This is a genomic window from Algoriphagus mannitolivorans DSM 15301 (genome assembly GCF_000429425.1).
Lineage (GTDB): Bacteria > Bacteroidota > Bacteroidia > Cytophagales > Cyclobacteriaceae > Algoriphagus > Algoriphagus mannitolivorans.
The window spans coordinates 426,099-441,615 of sequence record NZ_AUBV01000004.1; the positions used below are offsets into that span (position 1 = coordinate 426,099).

10 protein-coding genes are annotated in these 15,517 nt (G+C 44.8%); 9 read left to right on the forward strand and 1 reads right to left on the reverse strand.

Going from position 1 to position 15,517, the window contains the following annotated elements; all coding sequences use genetic code 11:
• Nucleotides 1–3 precede the first annotated feature (3 nt).
• The 9 genes from G458_RS0104535 (at nucleotide 4) to G458_RS0104575 (ending at nucleotide 13,674) form a co-directional block, all read left to right on the forward strand.
• Nucleotides 4–1,452: a RagB/SusD family nutrient uptake outer membrane protein gene (locus G458_RS0104535; RefSeq protein ID WP_051287022.1), complete on the forward strand. Its 1,449-nt coding sequence runs from the start codon at nucleotides 4–6 to the stop codon at nucleotides 1,450–1,452.
• Between the two features lie 124 nt (nucleotides 1,453–1,576).
• Nucleotides 1,577–3,847: a heparinase II/III family protein gene (locus tag G458_RS20185; RefSeq protein ID WP_157359697.1), complete on the forward strand. Its 2,271-nt coding sequence runs from the start codon at nucleotides 1,577–1,579 to the stop codon at nucleotides 3,845–3,847.
• Nucleotides 3,837–6,053: a polysaccharide lyase 6 family protein gene (locus G458_RS0104545; protein ID WP_026950856.1), complete on the forward strand. Its 2,217-nt coding sequence runs from the start codon at nucleotides 3,837–3,839 to the stop codon at nucleotides 6,051–6,053. Before G458_RS20185 ends, G458_RS0104545 begins: the two co-directional genes overlap by 11 nt.
• Entirely contained in the window at nucleotides 6,050–8,155 is a 2,106-nt protein-coding gene (locus G458_RS0104550) for an alginate lyase family protein (protein WP_035467717.1), read from the forward strand. The genes G458_RS0104545 and G458_RS0104550 overlap by 4 nt, the downstream gene beginning before the upstream one ends.
• A gap of 29 nt (nucleotides 8,156–8,184) precedes the next feature.
• Complete coding sequence (locus tag G458_RS0104555) at nucleotides 8,185–8,538, forward strand: cupin domain-containing protein (RefSeq protein ID WP_026950858.1); 354 nt, start codon at nucleotides 8,185–8,187, stop codon at nucleotides 8,536–8,538.
• A 2-nt stretch (nucleotides 8,539–8,540) separates the two neighbouring features.
• On the forward strand, nucleotides 8,541–9,827 hold the full coding sequence (locus G458_RS0104560; RefSeq protein ID WP_026950859.1) for an MFS transporter: 1,287 nt from the start codon (nucleotides 8,541–8,543) through the stop codon (nucleotides 9,825–9,827).
• Nucleotides 9,828–9,845: 18 nt separating this feature from the next.
• Nucleotides 9,846–10,598, forward strand: a complete 753-nt coding sequence (locus G458_RS0104565) for an SDR family NAD(P)-dependent oxidoreductase (protein WP_026950860.1) — start codon at nucleotides 9,846–9,848, stop codon at nucleotides 10,596–10,598.
• Between the two features lie 197 nt (nucleotides 10,599–10,795).
• Nucleotides 10,796–12,463, forward strand: coding sequence for a PQQ-dependent sugar dehydrogenase (locus G458_RS0104570; RefSeq protein ID WP_026950861.1), 1,668 nt, complete (start codon nucleotides 10,796–10,798; stop codon nucleotides 12,461–12,463).
• Nucleotides 12,464–12,612: 149 nt separating this feature from the next.
• Nucleotides 12,613–13,674 carry a PAS domain-containing sensor histidine kinase gene (locus tag G458_RS0104575; protein WP_026950862.1) on the forward strand — a complete coding sequence of 354 codons (1,062 nt, stop codon included), beginning with the start codon at nucleotides 12,613–12,615 and terminating at the stop codon, nucleotides 13,672–13,674.
• Nucleotides 13,675–13,711: 37 nt separating this feature from the next.
• On the opposite strand, the gene glgP is transcribed toward G458_RS0104575, so the two are convergent.
• The gene (glgP, locus tag G458_RS0104580; protein WP_026950863.1) at nucleotides 13,712–15,367 is read right to left on the reverse strand and encodes an alpha-glucan family phosphorylase; all 1,656 of its coding nucleotides are present in this window, start codon (nucleotides 15,365–15,367) and stop codon (nucleotides 13,712–13,714) included.
• Nucleotides 15,368–15,517 lie beyond the last annotated feature (150 nt).

Sequence of the window (15,517 nt, forward strand, 5' to 3'; positions counted from 1 at the left end):
AACATGAAAAATTTAACTAGAAATATATTAGCCGGTTTATTCTCACTTGGACTATTGACTGGCTGTGAATTGGATCTTCAGCCAATTTCCGAAATTGGAGAAGGGACCTTTTATAGAACTGATGCTGATTTCAATACGGCAATCATCGCCGCCTATTCAGGTATGCAGGCTCCAATTCTCAATGAATGGGCACTTACTGAGTTAAGGTCGGACAATACCAGAATGCACAATTCGCAGACGGCCAGCAATATTTATATCCCTCTGCGGGAGCTGGACCTGATGACCTTTACTTCTGAGCAAGCCAATATCTATAACTATTGGGCGGACACTTACCACAATATTTCCAGGGTAAATACCGTCTTGGACAAGCTCGATGGGATCCAAAGTCAAACTTTGAGAGATCAATTGCAGGGTGAAGCTTCTTTTATCAGAGCTTACCATTACTTCAACTTGGTCAGATTGTACAAGGAAGTGTTTTTGGTGGATCGAAGAATCAATGCCAAAGAGGCAGTGAATTTTACCCCTTCCACTACTGAGCAAATTTACCAGTTTATCATTTCTGATCTGACTGTAGCTTCAGCTAAGCTTCCCAAATCGTATCCTACTGCCAGCTTAGGCAGAGCTACTTCTTGGGCTGCCAAAGCCTTGCTTGCCAAAGTTTACCGTACCCAGAGAAAATATGCAGAAGCCGAAACACTCCTTGCCGAAATCGTCTCAGGAAGTGGTGCAGTTCTGCTTACAGGAAGCACTGGTTTTCAGCAAGTATTTTCCATCAGCAACGAGATGAACAAGGAGATCCTTTTTGCGGTGAGATTCAAAGCTGGAGGACTTGGTCTTGGATCACCATTGGCAAACTATTTTGCTCCGCAAAACTCTGGGGCTTTTGTGATCAACGGAGATGGAAATCATTTCAACAAGCCTACCGATGAACTGGTAAGTCTATTTGATGAAAAAGACCTGCGCAAAACCACCTCTTTCCGCACAGGCTACATTGGATCTGGAGGAAAATTCGTTCCGGATAATTACATCTATAAGTACTATTCCAATCCAGCTATCAGCCAGGATTCCGAAAATGACTTCCCGGTAATCCGATATTCGGATGTGCTCCTGCTCTATGCAGAGGCTCTAATGGAAAATGGAAAGACTTCCATGGCTCTTACTTACCTGAATCAAGTAAGACAAAGAGCGGGGTTAGCGGCTTACACCATGGCGGATGTGGATACCAAGGAGAAATTCATCGAAAAACTGCTTCTGGAAAGAAGGCTCGAGCTTGCATTTGAAAATCAGAGATGGTTTGATTTGGTGCACTTTGGCCTGGTCAAAAAGACTTTGGATCAGCAGTTTAAATCTGAAATTTTCTACAACGAATACACCTTCGGGGTAGCTCCGGTGTCAGAAGATAAAATCCTCATTCCGATTCCACAGCGAGAGGTTGACATCTTTAATCAATAAGAAAAACCAAACCTAATTTGTAGATAGATGGGTGGAAGGCGGTCAGTCCAGTTTATGGGTTTACTGGACTGCTCCGCCTTCTTATCCCCCTCTTTCCAGTAATCTGGATCCCAAGATTTACCCAATGTATAGCCTCAGATTATTTCTTTTTCTTGCAGCTTTTCTGGCATTTCAGAGGGTTGTTGCACAGGTGGAAACTGTAGATTTTCCTCTCTTGGAGGAGGCGCAGTTTTTTGCGCAGCTACCGACCTCAATCCCTAATTCCGGGAAAATAAAGGCTCTTTACGCGCAAGGAAATAGTGCAGAAGCCCACAGAGAGTTGGCTGCTTATTTCAAAGAAAAAGCCAAGTCTAGATTTTATTTCAACTGGGAAAATGTCCCAACCAGACTCCAAGAATACCAGCAGCTTTATCCCAATGCTGCCAAAAACCACCTCAAAGATGCGGATTCTCATACTGAGCTGTATGATGCCGATACTCCTTGGAAGCTTCCTTTTATTAACAAAAAGGGCAAGCAGGTAAGTCCTTACGAAATCCGTCACCTTTTCCGGCAGCATAAATCCGGGGATTTTGCCTTTAGCTATTTTCTGTCGGACAAAAAGGAACTCCTACCTTATTTTACCAATCAGGCAAGAAGCCTCAATCAGGCTTTTCAAAATGATAAAGTGGAACTGATTGCAGATGGAAATGGTGCCTATGAAAGTTTCCGCGGAGGAAACCGAATGGAAAACTGGGTCCTTACTCATCACCTATTCCTGGCATCTCTGGAATATACCGATGCAGATCAGATTACGCTACTCCGGACTTTTTTGCACCATGCAGAGGTGCTTTATCAAACCAATCAAGAATTTCAGTTTGGTAACCACCAAACCAAAGGCATGGTCGCTTTGGCGGTGATTGCCATGATGTACCCAGAATTTGAGGCATCAAAAAAATACTACGATTTCGCCATTGCCAATTTAGGAAAGCATTTGGAGCTGGAGGTAAACTCTGATGGCTTTCAGTTTGAGCGCTCCTTTCACTACCATGTAGGAGATATCGACAATTATTTCCGCGTTTTCAAACTCGCCCAAATCACTGGCAATCCCATTCCTGAAGCTTGGGAAGGGAAGCTTAGAGGCATGTTTGAGGCGATGACGGCTATTGCCTTACCGAATAAACTTGCCCCGGTGATTCAAGATGACACCGACAATCCCATGGCCACGGTCAATCAAATGGACGAAGTGATGGCCTTGGGATATGCTCTCTTTCCGGATCCTGTGTTTGGATATTTTGCCAGCACCAATCCCTCAGAGGAATACTACTGGTTGCTTTCCCAGACCGATTTGGCGAAACTTCGCTCCAAATCCGAAACCAAGCCTACCCAAAAATCCACTGCTTTGGAGTCAACAGGTTACTATGTGTTCCGAGAAGGCTGGAAAGAAAAAGACCAATACATGCTGATCAGCACGGGTGTTTCCAAAGAAAAGCCGGATCACCAGCACGGAGATGTGTTAGGGTTCCAACTTTTTGCCAATGGAGACATGTTGGTTCCAAATTATCAGGTTCGATACCCTGTTCCGGAATTTCCTTTCTTCAAAAACTCTTGGGTTAAAAATGTCGCCCTGGTCGATTCTATCCCACAAGGTCAGAAATGGACAGGAAATCAAGGCGGAAGTGGATTTGGAAAGTTTGGCAAATTACCTCAGGCGAAAGTCTTGCTTTGGGAGCCAAAAGGAAAAATCCAGGCTTTAAAAGGAAGTCATGATGGATACCAGGAAATAGGAGTAAGCTATGAGCGAAGTATCTTCTTTATTTCGGGAGACTTTTGGCTGGTCAGAGATCGCTTTTCCAGTGATAAAAAACATACCTATTACCAAAACTTTCAGGGGAACTATTCTCTCGAAGAGGGCCCGATTGTGGCAAGATCCAGTAATGCGGACGCCTCAGGACTGGACATCCTTCAGTTGGGAGCTCAGGTCACAGGTGCAAATACCACAGGAATGAACGGAAAAAACCGGGTGACTTTCCACTCCGAACCTTCCAATGCCATGGAGTTTGTGACTGTACTCAGACCCTACGATTCCTATCAAGACAGAACTTCCTTAGAGGGTTTTAAAGAGAAAATTCAACTGGGAGATTGGGAGGCATTCCGGGAAAATCTGGATATGAATGGCATCAATTTCACCGCAGATTATATCCTGAGGAAAGGAGATCTTCTTTTTCTCTTGGGAATGAAAGGCATCCAATCCGAAAGTCTTACACTGAAATCTTCCAACCCAGTCGATGTTCAAGTGTCCCTTGCTACCTCAGGAATGGAGCTAAAATCCTTTGAGCCAGGCCCGGTTTTGCTGGAAAGTACAAGCGGATCCATTACCCTTACCTCTACCCCGACCCAAATTAACCATGAAAAATAAAGTCATCCCTTCATTCCTTTTTTCCCTGCTGACCCTCCTTTTTTTGGTCAGTGTGAATGCTTTTGCGCAGAAGAAAACTGTATTGGTCACTAACCTCGAAGAGTACAACCAAACCTTGAAGAGCCTACAGCCCGGGGATACCCTGATGCTGGCCAATGGAACCTGGAAGGATGCAGAGATGGTATTCAAAGGGAAGGGCACTGCTCAAGCGCCGATTGTCTTGATAGCAGAGACTCCGGGGAAAGTTTTTTTGGAAGGAAAGTCTAATCTGAGAATCGGCGGGGAATATTTGGTTGTCAAAGGACTGGTGTTTAGAAATGGCTGGACCCCTTCATCCGAGGTGATTTCCTTCAGCATTGACAGCAAAAATCTCGCATACCATTCCAGAGTCACCGAATGTGTCATTGACAACTTCAATAACCCCGACCGAAATGCCCAGGACTCTTGGGTGATGATGTTTGGAAAAAACAACCGCTTTGACCACAACCATATTGAGGGGAAAAGAAATGTAGGCGTGACCATGGCCGTGAGACTGAATTCGGAAGAAAGTCAAGACAACCGTCACCAAATCGATCACAATTACTTTGGTCCCCGGCCCGTCTTGGGCTCAAATGGTGGAGAAACTCTCCGAGTGGGAACTAGCCCCTATTCCCTGACCAATTCCAATACACTCATTGAAAATAACTTCTTTGACAAGTGTAATGGGGAGACGGAAATCATCTCGATCAAGTCCGGAGGAAATATCATCCGTGGCAATGTATTCTTTGAATCCAAAGGCTCCCTTACCCTACGTCATGGCAATGGAAATGTGGTGGAAAGGAACGTATTCCTGGGAAATGGAAAATCTGAAACCGGGGGAGTCCGAGTGATCAATGCCGACCAAAGGATCGTCAACAATTATTTTCAGGATTTAAGGGGGGAAGAGTTTAGAGCCGGAATTGCCATCATGAATGGGGTGCCAAATTCCTCCATCAACCGATATCATCAGGTCAAAAACGCACAAATCTCCAACAATTCCCTAGTCAATGTGGCCAAGATCGAATTGGCTGTGGGCAGTGATGCCGAAAGAACAGCCGTGCCTGTGGAGAGCTCTTTTACCAACAACCTGATCTATTCTAATGAAGGAAGTGAAATCTTCAAGGTCTATGACAAAATCGATGGAATTTCCTTCAAGGGCAACTTTGCCAATTTCAAACCTTCGGCTGGAGGTGCCGGCATCTCTATCCAAAAAATCAAGCTCGAAAAAGGAGAAAATGGGCTCTTATATCCCGTGGATCCCAGCATTCAAGCCGGAGCTCCAAGAGATTTAAAAGTTTTGAAAATTTCTGAAACGGGTCCGTCTTGGTATCCCAAGGCTACTAAGGAAATTGTCTTTGGGACAGGAAAGTCTATTCCGGTTGATCCTGGATTGAATACGATCTCAGATGCCATGAAATTGGCCCAAACTGGGGATGTATTGGAGCTGAAAGAAGGAAATTTCGAGCAAACCAAGGTATTGGATATTACTTTTCCTTTGAGTATCCGCTCAGGGAAGCAAGCATCGATCAGCTTTGTGGGTACTCATCTTTTTGAAATCTATGACGGGGGATCCTTGAGCTTGGAAGGGATTCAGGTCACTGGTGAGAAATCCGCAGATGCTGCCGGAAATGCCGTCATCAAGATCAACCGCGCCGGAACACTTTATAACTATAAACTGAAGGTTGCCAACAGTCGCTTCAGTGATATGAATGTCAATCATTCTTTCAATTTTCTGGAAGTCTCTCCTGGAAGCTTTGCCGATACGATTCAGATCCTCAATTCTGAATTCAAAAAATTTACCGGATCAATTCTTTCCCTGAGAAAGGAAATCGATGATCTGGGAAAGTACAATGCAGAATATGTGATCCTCACAGGCAATCAGTTTGAGGAAGTTGGTGGAATGGTGGCTGATGTCTATCGTGGAGGCACTGACGAAAGTACTTTCGGGCCTTACTTCATCGCGGAAAGCAATACGGTGAAAAACTCCGGGAAAAACAGCCGAAACAAAGAGTCTGCTTCCTTTAGCTTGATCGGGGTGCAATGGCTGGTTTTCTCAAAAAATACGCTGATCGCTTCCGCTCCTGTCAAAGTCACTGAGCTGGTAGGAAAGCCATATACCTGCTTTGCCCAAAACAAACTCCAGGATACTCCTGCAATCATTCATTCCAAAAACCAAAATCAAAAATGAGAACCCTTAAAATAATTGCCTTGGTTTTTTGGATGGGATTGGGCTCCGCTCTTGCTCAGAAAGTAGCACCTTCTACCCAAAGTAAACTGCTCCTCACAGAAAAAGGAGTGAAGGACTATTCCCGATTGGCCTCGCAAAATCCTGCCTCGGTGCAGGAAATTGCTCAAATCAAGCAGAAAATAGATGCAGAACTTGGACAGCCTATCCAGGTTCCAATCCCGAAAGATGCTGGTGGAGGTTATACCCATGAGCAGCATAAAGCCAACCAGCTATCGATCTTTTATGGGGGTATTCTTTACCAACTGACAGGGGACACCAAGTATGCGGCGCATGCCAAGCAATTGTTATATGCCTATGCCAAGATGTACAAATCCTTGCCGCTTCATCCCGAAAAGAAAGAGCAAACTCCGGGAAAACTTTTCTGGCAAAGTTTGAATGAAGCCGTTTGGCTGGTGTACAGCATTCAGGGATTCGATGCCATCAAGTCCTATCTGAGTGTGGAGGAAAGGCAATACCTCAAATCAGAATTGTTCCAGCCCTATGTGGATTTCCTAAGTGTCGATGGTGCTGAGACTTTCAATAAAATCCATAATCACGGCACTTGGGCAGTTGCCGCTGTAGGGATGGCTGGCTATAGTCTTGAGGATGAAAAATGGGTGAAGATGGCTCTTTACGGTACGGCCGAGGATCAATCCGGGGGCTTTATCAAGCAGCTCGACCAGTTGTTTTCTCCGGATGGATACTATTCGGAAGGACCTTATTACCAGCGCTATGCCCTTCTACCATTTGTAGTGTTTGCGCAGGCAGTGGCGATCAACAATCCTGAGTTGAAAATCTTTGAATATCGGGATTCTATCTTGATCAAAGCGATCTATGCGGCCATTGACCTGACGTATGACGGATTCTTTTTCCCCATCAACGATGCCCTAAAAGAAAAGAATCTTAAGACCTCCGAAATGGTTTTTGGAGTTGACATCGCCTACAGCATCACAAAAGATCCAAGCCTGCTTTCCATTGCGAAATACCAGGGAAATTTTGCCCCGATAGATGCTGGATTTGAGGTAGCTCAAGCATTGGGAGAGGGGAAAGAAAAGCCATTTGCTTTCAAATCAAGAAGATTTAGGGACGGAGAGAAAGGGGACCAAGGTGGGCTGGCGATATTCCGAGCTGAGTCCGGTAAAAACTCCTCTGCCTTAGTCTATAAATACACCGCTCAGGGTATGGGTCACGGGCATTATGATAAGTTTACCTGGTTGTTTTATGACAATGGAGAAGAGATCATCCGTGACTATGGCGCTGCGAGATTTTTGAATATTGAGGCGAAGTATGGAGGCCACTACCTTCCGGAAAACAATACCTGGGCAAAGCAGTCTATCGCCCACAACACTGTGGTGGTAGATCAGCAATCCCACTTCAATGGGAAGTATTCCATAGCTGAATCGGCTTATCCTACGGAGCTGAGCTTCGACACGAGCAACCCGAACTTTCAAATCGCCAGTGCCCAGATCAAGGAAATCTATCCGGGTGTGGCTTTCAAACGAACGATGATCTATGTACAGGATTCGGCATTCGAATATCCGCTGGTTCTTGATTTGTTTGAAATCCAAAGTCAGGGCGAGCACCAATATGATTTGCCACTCCATTTCAATGGGCAGATTATTTATTTAAACACGCCCCTTTCGGCCAATCAAAGCCAATTGCTTCCCTTGGGAAAAACTCACGGATATGAGCACCTCTGGAATCTTGCCCAAGGCAAGGCCCATGAAAAACTCAGCCAATTTACCTGGCTTCTAAAAGACCGCTTTTACACGTGGAGCACCAAGACCAGTACTTCAGATGAACTGATCATGGTGGAGCTCGGAGCAAACGATCCCAACTTCAATCTGAGAAATGAGCGGGCTTTGATTCTCAGAAGTCAAGGCAAGGGCAATCACTATTTTCTTTCAGCCTTGGAGACCCATGGATCATTTGACTCTAAGAATGAGCTGACAGTGAATGCTTCCAACCAAATCAAAAGGTTGGAGCTCATCGAGAAAGACGGTAAAAAATATATAGAAATCACCACCAAGGACGCTGGAAGCAAATCCTATCCGGTGGATTAAGCTAATTATTAATCTTAAAAAACGAGCAGATGAAATTTCAAAGTGAGGTATTTCAAAACGGAGAAGAAATTCAATGGGAAGTCGTGGGAGAAGGTGTCAAAAGACAGATTCTAGGCCACGATGACCACATTTTAATTGTAAAGGTATCCTTCGAAAAGGGCAGCATCGGACCTATTCATGACCATTTTCACAGCCAGGCCACGTATGTGGAGTCAGGTGCTTTTGAAGTAGTCGTCAATGGAGAAAAGAAAGTCCTGAAGGCTGGGGATGGGTTTTATATCCCTCCTCATGCTCCCCATGGCGCAGTGTGCCTTGAGGCTGGCGTTTTAATCGATGTGTTTAGTCCTATCCGTGAGGACTTCTTCCCTGCTGACAAGAAGTAATCATGAAGAAAGTAAAAGGACTTCGGTGGCTGGTTGTCAGCTTGGTGGGCTTGGCTACTGTCATCAACTATATTGACAGAAATGCCCTTGCGGTCATGTGGCCGGGGATTGCTGAGGACTTAGGCATGGGCAAAGAAGATTATGCCTTGATCCTCTCCTTCTTTATGATCGCCTATGCGATCGGGCAGACAGCCTTTGGAAAAATCTTTGACCAGGTAGGCACACGGGTAGGTTTTCTCCTGTCGATTGTGATCTGGTCAGCTTCTATTGCCTTGCATGCAGTGGCAAAATCGGTGCTTTCCTTTGGGATATTCCGATTCACTTTGGGCTTTGGAGAGGCCGGCAACTGGCCGGGAGCTACCAAAAGCAATGCGGAGTGGTTTCCGGTAAAAGAACGGGCTTTGGCGCAGGGAATATTCAATTCAGGAGCTTCTCTGGGTGCTGTAATTTCGGCCCCGATTATTGCCTGGCTCTATGTGAGTATTGGATGGCAAGCTACGTTTGTGATCATCGCTGCTTTGGGTTTGATCTGGATCATTCCATGGCTCATTGTTTACAAATCTTCTCCGGACACCCACCCTTGGATTACTGAGGAGGAGCGGGCTTATATCCTCAAGGGGCAAAAGCCTGAGCAAGAAGCTTCGGTTCAAAGTACGGATGATTATGCCCCTAGTTTGTCCCAATTGCTCAAGCACAAGCAGAGCTGGGCGGTGATCTTGATGCGCTTTTTCATCGATCCCGTATGGTGGCTATTCGTATCCTGGTTACCGATTTACCTGGCGGACCAGTTTGGCTTTGATGTCAAACAGATTGGTCTGTTTGCCTGGGTTCCTTATGTAGGAGCTGCGATGGGTAGCCTTTTCGGGGGTTGGTTGGTCGGACTTTGGCTTCGCAAAGGCTGGTCAGTCAACAAAGCCCGAAAGTCAGTCATTTATTTGGGTTGCCTGATCATGCTTCCTCCTTTGGTAATGACGGCTTATGCGGCCACTCCCCTTATTGCAGTTTTGTTGATTGCCGTGATCCTTTTTGGGTTTCAAGTTGCCATCGGTAATATCCAAACCCTTCCCAGTGATTATTTCTCCGGCAAGTCTGTGGGATCTCTAGCCGGAGTCAGCGGATCTGCTGCTGTACTCGGAGTCTTGATTACCACGTGGATTGTTCCGGTAATTACGGTCACCTCCTATGTTCCCTTCTTTGTTTTGGGAGCAGCATTAGTACCTATGGCCTTGCTTTCCCTCGGATTGCTTGGTGGAAAAATCACCCCAATTAAAAAATCAGTTTCTCAATAATATTAAATCTAGACAGTTATGAACCTATCAGGAAAAGTAGCAATTGTGACCGGTGGCGGAAGAGACATCGGCAAAGAAGTTTCGAAAAAATTAGCCGCTCTGGGAGCGAAGGTTGTCATAAATTATTTTGATAATGCAGATCAGGCAGAAGCCACTTTGGCTGAAGTAAAAGCTGAAGGCGGAGAGGCTATTTTGGTACAAGGAGATATGACCAGTGAGGCGGATATCGCCAATTTGGTAGCTAAAACCAAAGAAGCGTATGGCGAGGAAGTTCACGTTTTGGTGAACGTTGCCGGAGGATTGGTTGCTAGGAAGACTTTGGAAGAAATGGATCTAGATTTCTTCAACTTCTTGATTAAACTAAACCTGACCTCCAACTTTTTGGTAACCAAAGCAGTGGTTCCTTTGATGAAAAGCGGTGCATCCATCGTCAATTTTGCCTCCCAGGCAGGAAGAGACGGAGGAGGCCCTGGAGCTTCAGCCTATTCTACCGCGAAAGGTGGAGTAATTACTTTCACCCGATCTATGGCAAAGGAATTAGGACCAAAAAATATCCGCGTGAATTCCCTTTGTCCTGGCATGATTGCCACCACCTTCCACGATACCTTCACCAAAGATGAGGTACGAGAAAAAGTAGCCATGTCCACTCCACTTAGAAGAGAAGGCAAAGCTTCTGAGGTAGCTGACTTGGTGGCCTATTTGGCTTCTGATCAGTCTTCCTTCCTTACCGGGACTAATATCGATATCAACGGAGGACTTTTATTCTCCTAATTCTAACTCCCCGTCAGGGTTTTAGCCGAAGCCGGACTCCTTTTAGCTAAGGGTCCGGCTTTTTTATAGATTCATTTTCACGGATTCCTTTCCGTAAAATTTCAGCTCATTTATTTGTAATCCTCTTAATCACAAGAAGTATTTGCATAATTTCGGTTGAAACTCAATTTAACCTCCGGTATTCCGTAGTATTTCTTATGATTTCTAGGCTTCTAACTATTCTGCTTTTTGGTGGGGTTTTTCTTGCGTGTTCTAGCAAGGAAAGCGAAAAATTTGGAGAGGATATTTCCACTGCTCAAGATCAAATCCTCAAGGGAAAAGCGATTTTTGAGCAGGAGTGCAGTACCTGCCATAATTTTAATGCAAACGCGATTGGCCCAAATTTGAGTGGGCTGACCCGGCAAGTGGAAAGTTCCTGGATCCGGGATTTTATTAAAAACCCCCAAGCAAAATTAGAAGCGCAGGATGCCAGAGCCTTGGAATTATTGGCAAAGTATAAATCCGTCATGCCTTCTTTTGCCCATTTGGGCGATGAAAAAATAGGATCGCTCTTGAGCTATCTCCATACTTTTGAAATGGTCATACCTGACACAGATGCGGATGCGGTGGTAAACCTGATCGAGCCTGCCATTCAAGATTCAGGAATCCGGCTTGAGCTTGAATTTGTAGCCCAATTGCCAGCATCAGATACAGTTCCTCCGATGGCCAAAATGACCAAAATGGAGCCAGAAGCTGTCTCCAAGCGTTTGTTCATCAATGATCAGAGAATCGGATTGTATGAAATGATCGAGGGCAAGCCGGTACTATACATGAATCTCCTTCAGCTCAGACCTGACTTGGTCAGTAAGCCGGGATGGGCTACAGGCTTGGGGAGTTTTGCTTTTCATCCGGAGTTTGTCAACAATGGATTGTTTTATACCGCACACACCGAACCCGGAGGGACCAAACCCTCAGATGTCGGCTATACAGACAGTCTTCAGGTTTTTATGCAATGGGTTCTCACTGAGTGGAAAGCAACCAACCCGGCTGCAAAAACTTTCGAAGGAATCGGCAGAGAATTGCTTCGAGTAGATAACCCTTCCCAAGCGCATGGAATGCAGGAGCTTACTTTTAATCCAAATGCCAAAAAGGGTGACGAAGATTACGGACTACTTTACATCGGGTATGGAGACGGAGCCTCGGCGGAAAGGGGATTTCCAAACATTGCCCACAATCAAGCCCGACAGCTTTATACCGGTATTTTGAGAATTGATCCTGCTGGGAAAAACTCAATGAATGGCCAATATGGTATTCCCCCTTCCAATCCATTTGCTAAACAAGAAGGCAAAGCCGGGGAGGTTTATGCCTACGGATTCCGCAACCCCAACAGGATATTCTGGGATCAGGAGGGAAGGATGTATGCTACCGATATTGGGCAGCATACGATCGAGGAGCTGAATTTGGTGCAGCCGGGCAAATTCTATGGCTGGCCGATTCGGGAAGGGACATTTGTAATCAATCCCTATGGAAGCTTCAGAAAAGTTTTTCCTTTGCCTGAGGACGATCACAAACTAGGGATTACCTATCCTTTGATTCAAATGGAGCATGATGAACTTGCGGCGATTTTTGCCGGATATATTATGCCTTACGGACCTCTCAAAGGGAAATTCCTCTTTGGCGATATTCTTTCCGGGCGTTTGTTTTTTGCCGATTTGAATCAAAAACCATCTCCTGAAGTCAAGAGTCTGAAGGTGATTTTTGAAGGAAAGGAGATGACCATGGAAGAGCTCGTTGGCGGAAGAGTGGATTTGAAATTTGGGATTGATGCCGAAAAGAGAGTGTATATCATGAGCAAAAATCAGGGGAAAATTTACCGGATTAAGTAAGGAAAGATCCAAAACCTAAGGCCTTGAATTAAAATGCAATAACCCCTAAGAGCTTATTCGGGGGGGGATTGTGTAATTTTATTTGTCCATTAATAAAATTTTAGATTGGAGATATCCAAAGCTTTGTAATTTGGACTAATTGAATTTTTATGCCAGCGCCTGTTTTTAACTACGAGTTATTCTTTGACCTTTCTCCTGACTTATTCTGTATTGCAGGATATGATGGGTATTTCAAGCGGATCAATCCCGCTGTCGTAAATACCTTGGGCTATACCGAAGAGGAGTTATATAGCAAGCCTATCAATGAATTTGTCCATCCGGATGACCAAAAGACTACCGAAGAAGTGCGGGTGCAGCTGCATCGGTCCAATCCGCTTTATTATTTCGAAAATAGGTATCTAACCAAATCCGGTGAAATCGTCTGGCTCTACTGGACTTCCATGCCTTTGGAGGAGGAAAAGGTGGTTTTTGCGATTGCCAAAAATGTCACCCACAAAAAGCGACAGGAAGCGGACCGAAATGCGCTCATTGCCCAAATGACCCAGATCAATGAAGATCTAAAACGGTTTTCTTACATGACTTCCCATGACCTAAGAACTCCTGTAAACAACCTTATTTCGGCATTTCGGCTGTTGGATACCAGCAAAATAGTAGATCCAGAGACTGTAGAAATTCTCGAAATCTTAAAGCTTTCCAGCCAGAATCTAAAATCCACACTCAACTCCTACGTGGATACACTGATAGGTGACAGTGCCCTTCAAAACAAAAAAGAAAAGATCAACTTGGTAGATACTCTGGAATCTGTGATGAATTCAATCCCTAACTTGATCCGGGATTCCAAAGCCGAGGTGCGATATAACTTCTCTCAATTCGAAGAAGTGGATTTTAACCGGGTTATGCTGGAAAGTATTCTCTTGAATCTATTGACCAATTCCATCAAATACGCGAAGAAAGACTTACCTCCTTCCATCGAGATTTGGACCGACCAATCGGCTCAAGTAAAGAGGCTTCATGTGAAGGACAACGGGATTGGGATGGATTTAGAGAAAGTCGGTGACAGAGTTTTTGGCCTTCAGGAGAAGTTTAATTCCAATCAGGACAGTAAAGGCGTTGGGCTATATCTAGTGCATCATCATGTCACCAAAATGGGAGGGAAAGTGGAGGTTTTCAGCTCTCCCGGAGAAGGCGCCCATTTTGTGATCACTTTTTAAAAAAAGACCGGAATTCATCCTCCCGGTCCATTTTGATTCATTTATAGATCATCTGATAATATTCCTTCGCCATTCGGTCGCTTTCAAATTCGTATCGGACATCGGTCATTCCCGCTTGGGTGATATCTCTCCACTTCCGCTTGTTGCTGTAATAAAGTGGCAAGATTTCGTTTTGAAGAATTTCATACATATGATTCAAGTCCCACTCATCCTGATCTTGAATGCTCAGTTTATGATAATCTGCTTGGGGAATAATGAAGGAGTTTTCTCCATGCCGGGCAAATTCGCATATCCAACCATCGTAAGTACTGAAATTGACGGAGCCATTCATGGCGGAAGTCATTCCCGAAGTACCGGAAGCCTCTCTGGGTACTCTTGGATTGTTGAGCCAGAGGTCAGATGCTTGTTTGAGTCGCTTGCTGAGTGAAAGCTCATAGCCCACACAGACTGCCACATTTTTATATCGCTTGCTTAAATGAACGAGCGAGTTGAAAATCGAAATGGCCCCATAATCCATAGGATATGGTTTTCCTGCCCAGATGATCTGAACAGGATGTTGGGTGTTGTTGACCAATGCTTCGAATTTTTCTAGATCCCGGGTGATGAGTTCGGCTCTTTTGTAGGAAGCAAATCGCCTTGCCCACACAATGGTTAAAACATCCGGATCCATCAGCTTGCCGGTTTGGTCTGCGACTACTTCGAAAGCTCTTTTTTTCAAGTATCTTTTCCGGTCGTCAAAAGCCTCATTGTCCCCTTCCTCCATAAACCGGTAAAGTTGCTTGTCAGCCCAATATTTCCAGTTTTGAGCATTTGTAATGGCTTTGATTTCCGGGACATCGGGATAATCTCCCCACATTTTTCGGCTTACTTCTCCATGCAGCTGACTGACACCATTCGCTTCCCTTGCAAACCTCAAAGCAGCCAAGCTGTGGTTAAAGGTGCCGCCTTCCATTCCGGTGAGCTTTTGGACTTCTTGGATGGAGTGTCCATAGAAAAAGCTCATCTTGTCCAGAAGGAAATAATCATGTTTCTCATTACCGGCTTCTTCTGGGGTATGTGTGGTAAACACCAGCCTTTTTTTGACTTCTTCTTTGCTGCCGAATTTCTTCAATAAATAGAAAACGCTACTGAGCCCATGAGCCTCATTGAGATGATAGACATCAGGATTGAAATTCAGCTCTTCCAAAAGCTTGGCTCCACCAAGACCCAGGATCATCATTTGGGCGATTTTGGCAGCAGTATCCGAGTCATAAAGCTTATGGGTAATGGTCTGACTCAAGTAATCATTTTCCGGAAGATCGGTACTTAACAAAAAGAGAGGTGCCGACTTAAAAGTGTCAGGGGGAAGATACCAGGCCTTTACCCAGACAGGCTGATTGTGAACCGGTACTGTGAATTTGATCCCGGTGTCCACCAAGAAGCTGTAGGTCTTTTCATACCATTCAGCTTTCATGGTTTGGTCATGATTCCGGCTTTGGTCATAATAGCCATACTTCCAGAGAATCCCGATTCCAATCAGGTTTTGCTTGAGCTCATAAGCACTGCGCAAATGTGATCCAGAAAGGAATCCCAGTCCACCGCTGTAGATTTTCAAAGGTTGATGGACGGCAAATTCCATGGAAAAATAGGCCACAGACTTGGAATATTCCGGGGCTGGTTGATAAGGGACAGTATAATTTTTGAATTCGTTCATAGGTTGATTTTGTAGTTCAAAAGTTAAGAGAATCTGGGAATTTGAAGAGAAAATGCATGTGATAATTGAGAAAAATAATCTTTTCTCACCTCCCAAAAAGCAAATTAAATAGCCAATTCCAAAATCAAGGATAAGTGCAAGGCAAATATT